General features: G+C 33.0%; 11 protein-coding genes. All 11 read left to right on the forward strand.

Annotated elements, in window-relative coordinates; all coding sequences use genetic code 11:
* Window positions 1-13 precede the first annotated feature (13 nt).
* The 11 genes from GKZ86_RS11025 (at window position 14) to GKZ86_RS11075 (ending at window position 13,354) form a co-directional block, all read left to right on the forward strand.
* Window positions 14-994, forward strand: coding sequence for a stage II sporulation protein M (locus GKZ86_RS11025; RefSeq protein ID WP_154783164.1), 981 nt, complete (start codon window positions 14-16; stop codon window positions 992-994).
* 6 nt (window positions 995-1,000) lie between these two features.
* A complete protein-coding gene (locus GKZ86_RS11030; RefSeq protein WP_154783165.1) occupies window positions 1,001-1,774 on the forward strand; it encodes a DUF4129 domain-containing protein in 774 nt (257 codons plus the stop codon).
* Window positions 1,767-2,987, forward strand: a complete 1,221-nt coding sequence (locus GKZ86_RS11035; protein ID WP_154783166.1) for a DUF4350 domain-containing protein — start codon at window positions 1,767-1,769, stop codon at window positions 2,985-2,987. The genes GKZ86_RS11030 and GKZ86_RS11035 overlap by 8 nt, the downstream gene beginning before the upstream one ends.
* A gap of 107 nt (window positions 2,988-3,094) precedes the next feature.
* Window positions 3,095-4,108 carry a MoxR family ATPase gene (locus GKZ86_RS11040; RefSeq protein ID WP_154783167.1) on the forward strand — a complete coding sequence of 338 codons (1,014 nt, stop codon included), beginning with the start codon at window positions 3,095-3,097 and terminating at the stop codon, window positions 4,106-4,108.
* Window positions 4,109-4,222: 114 nt separating this feature from the next.
* On the forward strand, window positions 4,223-4,822 hold the full coding sequence (locus GKZ86_RS11045) for a DUF3828 domain-containing protein (protein WP_154783168.1): 600 nt from the start codon (window positions 4,223-4,225) through the stop codon (window positions 4,820-4,822).
* 77 nt (window positions 4,823-4,899) lie between these two features.
* Complete coding sequence (locus GKZ86_RS11050) at window positions 4,900-6,180, forward strand: DUF58 domain-containing protein (RefSeq protein WP_154783292.1); 1,281 nt, start codon at window positions 4,900-4,902, stop codon at window positions 6,178-6,180.
* Between the two features lie 204 nt (window positions 6,181-6,384).
* On the forward strand, window positions 6,385-7,470 hold the full coding sequence (locus GKZ86_RS11055; protein WP_154783169.1) for a phosphoglyceromutase: 1,086 nt from the start codon (window positions 6,385-6,387) through the stop codon (window positions 7,468-7,470).
* 40 nt (window positions 7,471-7,510) lie between these two features.
* Entirely contained in the window at window positions 7,511-8,431 is a 921-nt protein-coding gene (locus tag GKZ86_RS11060) for a DUF2167 domain-containing protein (RefSeq protein ID WP_154783170.1), read from the forward strand.
* Between the two features lie 200 nt (window positions 8,432-8,631).
* Complete coding sequence (locus GKZ86_RS11065; protein WP_154783171.1) at window positions 8,632-9,423, forward strand: RNA methyltransferase; 792 nt, start codon at window positions 8,632-8,634, stop codon at window positions 9,421-9,423.
* A 17-nt stretch (window positions 9,424-9,440) separates the two neighbouring features.
* Window positions 9,441-10,976, forward strand: coding sequence for a serine hydrolase (locus GKZ86_RS11070; RefSeq protein WP_154783172.1), 1,536 nt, complete (start codon window positions 9,441-9,443; stop codon window positions 10,974-10,976).
* Between the two features lie 155 nt (window positions 10,977-11,131).
* Entirely contained in the window at window positions 11,132-13,354 is a 2,223-nt protein-coding gene (locus GKZ86_RS11075; RefSeq protein ID WP_154783173.1) for a bifunctional (p)ppGpp synthetase/guanosine-3',5'-bis(diphosphate) 3'-pyrophosphohydrolase, read from the forward strand.
* Window positions 13,355-13,378: the final 24 nt, after the last annotated feature.

Raw genomic sequence — 13,378 nt, forward strand, 5'->3', positions numbered from 1 at the left:
ATTTTAGCCTACAATGAGAGAAATTGCTTTTATAAAACAAAATAAAGAAAAATGGCTAGAATTTGAGCTAGCAATTTTTGGTAAAGCTAAAAAAAATCCTGATGAGTTAGCTAATTTGTACATTCAAATGATGAATGATTTATCGTACGCGCAAACTTATTATCCAAAAAGTAAAACGGTAGTTTACTTAAATCATCTTGCTTCACAGATTTATCAGAAAATTTATAAAACAAAACGAACTGAAAAAAATAGGTTCGCAGAGTTTTTTAAAACTGAAGTTCCGTTATTGGTTTATGATTACAGAAGGTATTTAATGTATGCTTTTGTTTTATTTTTTATAACGGTTGCAATTGGCGTAATTTCTGCTCGATTTGATCAGAATTTTGTCCGTTTAATTTTAGGCGACGGTTATGTAAATATGACTTTGGAAAACATAAAAAAAGGCGATCCGATGGCTGTTTACGGAACCGGAAGCAATTGGGGAAGTTTTATTGGCATCACCATGAATAACTTAAATGTTGGCGCAAAATGCTACATCTATGGTATTTTTGGAGGACTCGGAACTTTTTATATTTCTTCGCAAAACGGTATTATGTTAGGCGCTTTTCAATATTTTTTTTATGACCAGAATGTTTTCTGGAAAAGTGTCCGCGGAATCTGGATTCATGGTTCTATGGAAATTTTTGCTATTGTAATTGAAACCGCTGCGGGATTTATTTTAGGTGCTTCTATTTTATTTCCTAAAACTTTTTCGAGATTAAACTCTTTTAAAATCGGTTTTAAAAACAGTTTCAAAATATTTCTGAGTACATTTCCTTTTACGATTGGTGCAGGATTTCTTGAAGGTTTTATTACCCGATATTCTATTGATATGCCCAATTGGCTAAGCAGTTTCATCATTTTGGTTACGCTTGCTATAATTTCTTATTATTATCTGGTTTATCCTTTTATTGTACACAAAAAAACACAGCAATTGCCTGCCAAATCGAACTAACCGATAATGAATAAAATTTTCTTCGTTTTATCTTTTCTATTTTGCTGCAGCATTTCGAATGCTCAGGATTCTTTGGCTACGACAGAACCGCCAAAAATTGAATCTGTAAAATATACCGAAAAAGATATCAAAATAGATTCTGACTCTGTTGAAGCCAGAAGCTTTTCTAAAAACTTCAAAAAAAAATATACTGATTCGGATTTTGTATATGAACAAAAAGTACCCGAAAAAACAGCCTGGGATCATTTTAAAGAATGGCTGGCAAGTATTTTTAGAAAAATGTTCTCTTTTAACAACCCACAAACAGCACTCAACTTCGTTGTTATTTTATTGAGAGTAATTGCAATTTTGATTATTGTTTTCGTGATTTACTTAATCGTAAAAGCCATAATAGCCAAAGAAGGTCAATGGATTTTTGGAAAAAATGTGCACAAAAAGACCATTTATTATTCTGAAATTGAAAAAAATATTCATCTTTTAGATTTCGAAAAACTGATTAAAGAAAGTATTCAGAGTGGAGAAAGAAGAATTGCTATTCGTTATTACTATTTGTGGTTATTGAAAATCATGGCACAAAACCATTATATCGAATGGGATATCGAAAAAACAAATTCTGATTATTTGTACGAAATTCAAAGTCCGGTTCATCGAGAAGAATTTACCTATTTGTCATACTTATACAATCATATTTGGTACGGCGAATTTGAAATCGATGAAACGACTTTTGTAAAAACCGAAAACCGATTTAAGAAATCTCTTAAAACCTTTAGCAATGAGTAAATCAATCAAAATTTATATTGCTATTTTGGTTCTTGTTTTCGCCTTAATTTTAATAGCAGGCCGAAATGATCAAAAACCTATAGATTGGCGACCAACCTATTCTGTCAATGACAAAATTCCGTACGGATTGTATGTTTTTGATAAGGAAATCAACGGGCTTTTAAAGAAACAAAAAATCGAAAGAGTTTCAGCAATAACACCTTATGAATTTTTAGATTCAAAATACATTCCGGATACGATAGAAGGAAAATATAAAATAAAAGGTACGTTTTTTAATATTTCAGAATACGGAACTTCAGAAGCAGGAACTATAGACGACCAATCTATTACAGAACTTTTTTATTTTGTATCGCATGGAAATAATGCTTTTTTAAGCATGAAAACTTTTCCTCAATCTTTATTAGATAGTTTAAAAATAGAAACAAATACAAGCTTTCAAAACGAAAACATTACTTCGGTTTGGTTGGCGAATAAAAAAGTAAATCCTAAAAAATATGCTATTACTGAAGAATTAGGAAATTATTATTTTTCGAAAATTGATACCTTAACAACCACCGTTTTAGGATATCAGGGAAACAAAACCAAAAAGCAAATTAATTTTATAAAGGTTCCTTATGTCAACGGTTATTTTTATTTGCACACACAACCTGTTGCTTTTACAAATTATCATTTATTAAAGAAAGATCATTATCAATATACCCAAAGTGTACTTTCGTATGTTCCAAAAGGCGATGTTTTTTGGTACACAAAAGGACAAAACAACGAATCGATTTCTGACTCGCCGTGGCGATATATTTTAAGTCAGCCCGCATTAAGATGGGCTTTATATCTATCTTTAATCGGAATTTTGATTTTTGTTATTTTTAATGCCAAGCGAAAACAAAGAATAGTTCCAATTTTAAAACCATTGCCTAATTTAACGCTTGATTTTACAAAAACAATTGGCAATTTATATTATCAGGAAGGCGATCACGATAATATTATTGATAAAAAAATTATTTATTTCCTGGAAAGAATCCGAAATGAATATTTAATAGACACAACAAAACTTGATGATGATTTCATTAAAAAATTACATCATAAATCAGGAAAAGAAGAAACTGATATTCGTGAACTTGTATTCTTAATCAACGAACACAGAAAGAGTTATCACGGAAGTCTCGAAGAAGATTTAATCAGAATTAATAATGCAATCGAGAAAGTTTTACATTAAAATGAAATAATTATTTGCCACCGATTACATGATTTTCACAGATTTTTAAAATCATTTTAATCCTTTAATCTGTGTCAAAAAACAACAAACAAAAAAACAGACCAAACATGGACGATTTTAATACACCAGAAGCAGAAATCACAAATGAAAATGTGAATTTTGAAACCAGAATAAATTTAGCGCCACTTTTAGACCACGTTAACAGCATCAAAAAAGAGCTTGAAACAGTAATTGTAGGTCAACATAAAATGATCGATCAGCTTTTGGTTGCGATTTTATCAAACGGACACGTTTTGCTTGAAGGTGTTCCGGGAGTTGCCAAAACAATTACGGCAAAATTATTATCTAAAACGTTGAATATTGGCTTTAGCCGAATTCAGTTTACGCCGGATTTAATGCCTTCTGATATTCTTGGAACTTCAATTTTTAACCTAAAAAGTTCAGAATTTGAATTCAAACAAGGCCCAATTTTCTCTAATTTAATTTTAATTGATGAGATCAATCGTGCTCCTGCAAAAACACAAGCCGCACTTTTTGAAGTAATGGAAGAACGCCAGATTACAATTGATGGTTCAGCATATCAGCTTGAAACTCCGTTTTTGGTAATTGCAACACAAAACCCAATCGAACAGGAAGGAACTTATCGTTTGCCGGAAGCACAATTAGACCGTTTTTTATTCAAAATTTCTATTGATTATCCAAAATTAGACGAAGAAATTCAGATCATTCAAAGAGAACATGTATTGCAGGATCATGGTAAATTAGAAGCAATAAAAACCATACTTTCAGCCGAAGAAATAAAAGCGTATCAGGCTTTAATCAAACAAATTAGAGTAGAACAAAATTTACTCGAATACATTGCCAGAATTGTGGTGAATACCAGAGAAAATGCCTTTTTATATTTAGGAGCTTCTCCCCGCGCATCAATTGCAATTTTGAATGCATCAAAAGGTTTTGCAGCCATTCGTGGTCGTGATTTTGTAACTCCCGAAGATATTAAAGAAGCTGCAGTTCCTGTATTGCAACACCGTGTTATTGTCGCTCCAGAACGTGAAATGGAAGGAATTACAAGCTCTGAAATTATTAAGCAAATTATTGAAACAGTAGAAATTCCAAGATAGTTTTCATTCCTGCAAGGTTTTCAAAACCTTGTAGGAATTTAATTGTCCAGAATAACTAAAAATGAACACCTACAAGGTTTTGAAAACCTTGCAGGAGAACCTAAAACCTGAAAAATGAGATTATTTAAACTATTTTTTTTGTTCTTTATTGGGTTTTCACTGGTTAGTTTTAAACCAATAGAAAACACAAAAACTTCTGTTTATTTTGAAAGCGATAAACAACAAATCCAGACATTAATAAGAAAAGCTTATGAATGGATTTACACTAAAAAAACAGAAATTGACTTTGATGTTGTTCCAAACAAAAAAGGCGATAAATATATTGGAATAAATCTAAAAGCACATAATAAAGTAGTTGAAAAACTTAAAAATTCTGGTTTTTTCGCACAACAATTTATTGATAATTATAATAAAATTGGATTGAAAATTAACGATAATCTTAAGACTAACAAAATGGAATATTTGGTTAATGACTTGCCTCCATATGGTAATGATTCAGATTATTGGTGTGATTGTCAGGACAATCCTGAAGCATTTTGGAAAACATTGAAAATAAATAACTTAAAAGTCGAAAATAATAAAGCTACTTTTTACTGGACATGGACCCAATGGGAACAAACTCCTAATTATCAAGTAACGGTGGTAAAAGAAAATGGAAGCTGGAAAATAGCCGCTTTAGACGGCCTTAATTATAAAAGTTTTCTTGGACTTTAAGAACATTAACCTTAATTTTTATTAAATTGAAATTCATAAAAAGTCTATATCTCAATAACTTCTTTTTCTACGTGCTTATGGGCATTGTAGGATTGTTTGTTTGTGCTTTTATTTTTCCGAATTTATACAATGGCGTTTGGTTTGTCGTTTTGGTTTTAAGCACTTTTCTAGGACTTGATATTTTAATTTTATATTTAGCCAGAACAGGAATCGATGCTACAAGAGAAACGCCTGAAAAACTTTCGAATGGCGATCTGAATCCCGTAACTATTTCTATCAAAAATCATTATACATTTCCAATTTCAATTAAAATTATTGATGAAATTCCGTTTCAGTTTCAGGTTCGCGATTTCAAAATTTTAAGAACAATTAAAGCTTCGGCTCAGGATAAAATTGGTTACGATTTACGTCCGACAGAGCGCGGTGAATATTATTTCGGAAATCTAAACATTTACGTTTCTTCTCCTTTAAAACTGATTTCCAGAAGATTTACTTTTGATAAAGATCAAATGGTTCCTACGTATCCGTCTTATATTCAATTGAGAAAATATGATTTATTGGCTTTTTCGAATAATCTATTTCAATACGGAATCAAAAAAATTCGCCGAATTGGTCACACAATGGAATTCGAGCAAATAAAAGAATATGTTCAGGGCGATGATCTTAGAACTTTAAACTGGAAGGCTACAGCGAAGAAAAATGCCTTAATGGTGAATCAGTTTCAGGACGAAAAATCGCAATCGGTTTACTTGGCAATTGATAAAGGCCGAGTGATGCAGATGCCTTTTAACGGATTGAGTTTGTTAGATTATGCTATAAATTCGACGTTAGTTTTGGCAAATGTTATTCTGAAAAAACAAGACAAAGCCGGAATTTTTGCTTTCTCTAAAAAGGTTGAAAACAGAGTTTTTGCCGAAAAAAGAGGTTCGCAAATGCAAAAAATCCTGGAGACTTTATATAACATCAAAACAGATTTTTTCGAGAGCGATTATAGTCGTTTATATGTTGATATTAAAAAAAATATCAACCAGAGAAGCTTGATCATTTTGTATACTAATTTTGAAACAATGGACGGTTTAAATCGTCAAATGCCATATTTAAAAGGAATTGCAAAAAGTCATTTGTTGGTTGTTGTTTTCTTTAGCAATACAGAATTAAACGAAATCATCAATAAAAAAACGGATACTATTCAGGAAGTTTACGATAAAGTAATTGCTGAAAAATTTATGTTCGAAAAAAGACTTATCGCAAACGAACTCAAAAAATACGGAATTCATTCGGTATTAACACAACCTGAGAATTTGACTTTAGATGCTATAAATAAGTATTTGGAAATTAAGGCGAGAGGAATTCTGTAATGTGTGAAGTTTTTTTTCTGAGATGTAAAATGCAAAATTTAGAATAAGTAATTAGATGTTTTAATTAATAATGACTGAAAGATTGGCTTTCTTAACATTATTAAAACATCAATTTCTTACTTCAAATTAAGAATAGTCAAAAAATCTTTGAACCTTTGAACCTTTGCGACTTTGTTTCATTTAACCTTTGTAAATCAAAAAAACATGAAAAAAGCAGTTTCAATTCTATTCATTTTATTCAGCTTTTTGTCTTATGCACAAAAAACAGAAAATATAATCATCATAACTACAGATGGTTTTAGATGGCAGGAAGTCTTCAAAGGAATCGATCCTGCAATTGCTAATGATAAAAATTTTAATCAGGGCGACAGCACTTATATTTATAAAAAATACGGAAGTTCTGATTTTAACGAATCACGCAAAAAACTAATGCCTTTTTTATGGACTGAAATTGCAACAAAAGGTCAAATTTATGGAAACCGTGATCTTGGAAATAAAGTCGATGTAACAAATCCGTATTGGTTTAGTTATCCCGGTTACAGCGAAATCATGACCGGAAATGTAGATATTGCGGTTAATTCTAATGATTACAAACCGAATCCAAACGTTAATGTTTTGGAGTTTTTAAATAAGCAACCAAAAATAAAAGGAAAAGTTGCCGCTTTTGGAGCGTGGGATGCATTTGATAGAATTTTAAATGAAGAAAGATCCGGTTTTCCTGTAATTTCTGCCTTTGATAAAATTGGAGGAAAAAATCCAACAGCTGTTCAAAAATTGCTAAATGAAATGCGTGATGATTCATTTAAGCCTTTTCACGAAGATGAATGTTTAGATGTTTTTACACATTATGAAGCTTTAAACGAACTTAAAACCAATAAACCAAAAGTACTTTATATTTCATACGGAGAAACGGATGAGTGGGCGCACGCCGGACATTACAGATCATATCTTGACGCTGCAAATCAGGTTGATAAATGGATTAAACAAATTTGGGATTTTGTGCAAAACGATCCTCAATACAAAAATAAAACAACATTGCTAATAACCGTAGATCACGGCCGCGGAGACAAAACAAAAACTGAATGGACAAGCCACGGCGATAAAATTGCCGGAGCATCTCAAATTTGGTTTGCCGCAATAGGTCCTGAAATTGCCGCAAAAGGCGAAATCAAAACAGATTCTCAATTCTATCAAAAACAATTCGCTCAAACCATTGCTAAAATAATGGGTTATACTTTTACTGCAGAACATCCTGTGGCGAATGAGATTTCAGAATTACTTCAAAAATAATTAACCAACCTAAAATAATAACCAAAACCAATTTATTTAAATGAAAAAAACAATACTATTTCTTTTTTTAATTTCCTTTTTTACACCAAAAATCGTAGCTCAGGAACCTAAAAATAATGATGAACTCTTTGAGAAAACTTTAGATTACAAATCAGGAAAAATTACCTTGCCGGAAGGAGACGGAACGCTAAATGTTCCTCAAGGATTTAAATTTTTAAATGCCGAACAAACACAAGGTATCCTGACAAATTTATGGGGTAATCCGGAAGATAAAAGCGTATTAGGGTCTCTTGTTCCTGATGGAAAAGGTGTTACACACAGCGATAGCTGGATGTTTGTAATTACTTATCAGGGAGATGGTTTTGTAAAAGATGATGATGCCGGAGATATTGACTATGACGATTTACTAAAAACCATGAAGGAAGATGTTCTGACAGCAAATCAAGAGCGTGTAAAAGAAGGATATAAAGAAGTGCAATTAGTAGGCTGGGCATCGAAACCTTATTATGATAGTAATTTAAAAGTATTGCATTGGGCAAAAGAATTAAAATTTGGAAAAGACGAAGCCAATACTTTAAATTATGACTTACGAGTTTTAGGAAGAAAAGGAATGTACAATATTTCTGCCGTTGCAGGAATGAATGAACTTGCAGAAGTAAAAGCAAGTATTCCGGGAATCTTGAAAAGTGTAGAATTTAATGACGGAAACAAATATTTAGATTTTGACGCAGATACAGATACCGTTGCAGCCTGGACAATTGGTGGATTAGTGGCAGGAAAAGTTCTTGCAAAAGTAGGTTTCTTTGCTATTTTGGCGAAATTTGGTAAAATTATTGGCGTTGCACTTATTGCTGCATTTGCAGCTGCAAAGAAATTCCTTTTTGGCAAAAAAGATCAGGTTGTTACAAGACCACAAGAAGAAACGGCACTTTTAGAAGAAAACAATTCTACAGAAGAATAATTTTTTTTTGCCACGAATTGCACAAATTTTTACGAATTAATATTTTGCTTTAACGCAAGAAAAAATTAGTGCAAATTTGTACAATTCGTGGCAAACTTTTTTTATATCATTCCTTAAAATACCTACAAGGTTTTGAAAACCTTGCAGGAAGAAAAAAACTCTGTACCTTTGAACCTTTGCAACTTTGAGCCTTAAAAAAAATGAAACAAATTACTTCAATACAAAATCCGTTTATAAAATCGCTTGTTTTACTACAAGAAAAGGCAAAAGCCCGCAAACAAACCGGAACATTTTTGATTGAAGGATTACGTGAGATTTCATTAGCCATAAAAGGCGGTTACGAAATAGAAACGGTTTTATTTTTACCCGAATTAGTTACTGAAAATCAGATTCAAAAATTAGTTAATACACCAGTTCAGCTGATAGAAATCAATAAAGAAGTGTATCATAAATTAGCTTATCGCGATACAACCGAAGGTATTTTGGCCGTTGCCAAAACCAAATCGATGTTATTATCTGATTTAAAATTATCTGCAAATCCGTTAATAATTGTTGCTGAAGCACCTGAAAAACCAGGAAATATCGGAGCGCTTTTACGTACTGCCGATGCTGCAAATCTTGATGCGGTTTTAATTGCAAACCCAAAAAGTGATTTATACAATCCAAATATAGTCCGTTCAAGTGTTGGCTGTTTATTTACGAATCAAATAGCGACAGGAACGACAGCAGAAATTATTGCTTTTTTGAAAGAAAAAAAGATCGATTTTTACTGCGCAACCTTACAAAATTCGACCTCATATCACACACAAAATTTCACAACTCCAACCGCTTTGGTTGTCGGTACAGAAGCTATAGGTTTAACGCAGGATTGGCGTGATGCTGCGACACAAAATATCATTATTCCGATGCAGGGCGAAATAGACAGCATGAATGTTTCTGTTGCCGCCGCCATTTTAATTTTCGAAGCCAAACGTCAAAGAGGATTTAATTAATTTAAAAATTATGAATTATGAGTTATAAGTTATCCCTTTTAATATTCTTATTCGGTTTTACCGTTTCTGCTCAAATCACGAATCAGGAAGTTGATGATTTAGTAAACAGAACCATCAAAGCTTTTGATGTTCCCGGAATTGCCGTTGCAATCGTAAAAGACGGAAAAGTAGTTTTAGCAAAAGGATATGGGGTAAAGTCTGTTATAACTCAGGAAAAAGTAGATGGAAACACACTTTTTGGAATCGCCTCAAACAGTAAAGCTTTTACAACTGCTGCATTAGCCATGTTGGTTGATGAAGGCAAAATAAAATGGGATGATAAAGTGATTCAATATCTTCCTGATTTTAAAATGTATGACGATTACGTAACCAAAGAGTTTACGATTCGTGACTTATTAACCCACAGAAGCGGACTTGGTCTTGGTGCAGGAGATTTGATGATCTGGCCTGACGGAAGCGATTTTAAAGCACAGGATATTATTCATAATTTACGTTATTTAAAACCTGTTTCAAGCTTTAGAACGAAATACGATTATGACAATTTAATGTACATCATTGCCGGTGAAATTGTGCATGTTGTAAGCGGAAAAACCTGGGCTGATTTTGTTGAAGAACGCATTATGAAACCATTGGAAATGAACAATAGTGTGGCTTCGATAAAACGCTTAAAAGATACTACAAACGTTATCACGCCGCACGTTCCTGTTGATGGAAAACTAAAAACCATAAAACGTTACGAAAATCAGCTTTTTGATGGCGCTGCAGGAATTTATTCAAGCGTAAACGATTTGAGTAAATGGGCAATTCTTCAAATTAATAACGGAAAATATGGTGACAAACAATTATTTTCTGAGAAAGAACATGATGAAATGTGGCAATTGCAAACCATTATTCCAGCAAAAACAAAACCGCCATATAATACTCATTTTTCAGGATATGGTTTAGGCTGGTTTCTTAGTGATATCAAAGGATACAAACAAGTTTCGCATACCGGAGGCTTAGAAGGAAATGTTACGCAGACTACTTTGATTCCGGAAATTGGATTGGGAATTATTGTTTTAACAAACCAACAATCAGGAGGTGCTTTTAGCGCTATTACAAATACTATTAAAGACAGTTATCTAGGTGTTAAATCTGATGATTATGTAACAGTTTACAGCAACCGAATGAAGACCAATGAAGACTCTGCAGATAAAGTGACTGATGAAGTTTGGGCAACTGTTGCAAAAAATAAAAAAGACAAACTAAAAACAGATTTTTCTAAAATTATTGGAACTTACAAAGACAATTGGTTTGGTGAAATTTCTATTACAGAGAAAAAAGGAAAGTTATATTTTGCTTCAAAACGTTCTTCGCAATTAGTTGGCGAAGTATTTTTCTATAAAAACGGAAACTATGTCGTAAAATGGAATAATGCCTTTTTTCATGCTGATGCGCATTTACTTTTCAAATATGATGAAAGCGGAAAAGTCATCAACTTAAAAATGCTTCCTATTTCTGAATTAACTGATTTTAGTTATGATTTTCAGGATTTAGATTTTTCTAAAGAATAATTTCAGGTTTCAGGTTTCAAAACTGAGACTGAAAACTGTGGTTAGAAACTTGAAACCTGAAACTTGAAACAAAAGAATTTCATTCAGAAATCAACAATCCATTCCCTTGCGTATGTTCAAACTTATTGCTATTTTTAGTACTTGAATATGCCGTTATGATAGAAATAGATATAGAAAAAGAAAACAAAGCAATTGCGCAGGAATACAAAGAATTACTTCGAATTAGCTACCAAACTTTATCACCTGCTGACAAAAAACTTATCCGTAAGGCTTTTGACGTTGCAGTTGATGCTCATAAAGAACAACGTCGCAAATCTGGAGAAGCGTATATCTTTCATCCTATTGCAGTTGCGAAAATTGTTGCTTCTGAAATTGGTTTGGGAGCGACCTCTATTGCTGCGGCTTTATTGCACGATGTTGTTGAAGATACACCCGTAACTGTTGAAGATATTGAGCGCTTGTTCAATCCAAAAGTGGCACAATTGGTTGAAGGTCTGACCAAGATATCAATGGTTCAAAAAGACTTGAATGCCTCTATGCAAGCGGAGAATTTCCGTAAAATGATCCTGACGCTGAACGATGACGTTCGTGTTATTTTGATCAAATTGGCAGATCGTTTGCACAATATGCAAACAATGGATTCGATGGCGGAATACAAACAAACCAAAATTGCCTCTGAAACTTTATACATTTATGCCCCTCTCGCCCATCGTTTGGGACTTTATAACATAAAAACAAAACTGGAAGATTTAGGTTTAAAATATACTGAACCTGCAGTTTATGACGATATTGTTAGCAAAATTCGAGAAACAAAAGAAGAACAAGATGCTTACATCAAAGATATTTCAGATGTTTTAAAGAAATCTTTAGACGGAGAAAATATCGATTATATCATAAAAGGACGCCCGAAATCTATTTATTCGATTCGCCGAAAAATGCGCGCTCAAAATGTGAGTTTTGATGAAGTCTATGACAAATTTGCGCTTCGAATTGTTTATAAATCAGATCCGCACGATGAAAAATTCGTGGCCTGGAAAATATATTCTATCGTAACAGATCATTACAGACCAAGCCCGAGTCGTTTGCGCGACTGGATTTCATCTCCAAAATCAACCGGTTACGAAGCCTTGCACATTACCGTTATGGGCCCAAAAGGCCGTTGGGTTGAAGTACAGGTTCGAAGCGAGCGTATGGATGAAATTGCCGAAAAAGGTTACGCAGCGCATTACAAATATAAAAATGGCGCAACCGAAGAAAGCGGTCTGGATGTCTGGTTGAATTTACTTCGTGAAGCTTTAGAAAATCAGGAAACTAATGCGGTTGATTTTGTTGAAGATTTTAAAATGAATTTATATTCTAAAGAAATCTTTGTTTTTACGCCAAAAGGAGAAATAAAATCGTTGCCAAAAGGCGCTACTTCGCTTGATTTTGCTTTTAGTATTCACTCAGAAATTGGAATTAAAACCAGAGGAACTCGTGTAAACGGGCGTTTGGTTCCGTTAAATCACGAACTTAAAAGCGGTGATCAGGTCGAAGTTATTACATCAGCGAATCAAAAACCAACCATCAACTGGCTTGAATATGTAACGACTTCGAGAGCCAAAAATAAAATTAAAAACGTTCTTAACGAGAATACCAAAAAAATTGCCGAAGAAGGAAAAGAACTTCTTACCAGAAAACTAAAACACTTAAAAGTAACCATTAGTGAACAGGTTATTAATGAGTTGGTAAACTTTTTTAAACTAAAAACAAGCTTAGATTTATTTTACAGAGTTGGAATTGGTGCGATCGAAAATCAACAGTTAAAAGATTACGCGGCGCAAAAAAGCAATTCGTTTATCAACTTCTTTAAAAATAAAATCAAAAGAAATAAAGATACTACGGCTGCTGAAGACATTCATAAACCTGTTATCAGCAGCAATTATGATATGTTGGTTTTTGGGACTGAACATGACAAACTCGACTATAAACTTTCGCAATGTTGTAACCCAATTCCCGGAGATGATGTTTTTGGTTTTGTAACTATAAATGAAGGAATTAAGGTTCATAAAAAAGATTGTCCAAACGCGATCGGGATGCAGTCTAATTATGCATACCGCATCATGAGCGCTAAATGGATTGACTCTTCTCAGGAAGAATTTAAAGCCATTATCAATATTACCGGAATGGATGTTTTAGGACTTACAAATCAGTTAACGAAAGTAATTTCGAACAATATGAGCGTAAATATTCAGAGTATTTCTTTGAGTACGGATGCCGGAATTTTTCACGGTCAGATCGCGGTTATTGTAAAAAATAACACGATTTTGAAAAAGATGATTAATGCCATTAAAAAAATTGACGGCGTTGATAAAGTCACGCGTGAATACCGAACTTAAGTAAGTCAAAAGTCTGAAAGTCCA

It is taken from the genome of Flavobacterium sp. LC2016-13 (assembly GCF_009707955.1).
Lineage (GTDB): Bacteria > Bacteroidota > Bacteroidia > Flavobacteriales > Flavobacteriaceae > Flavobacterium.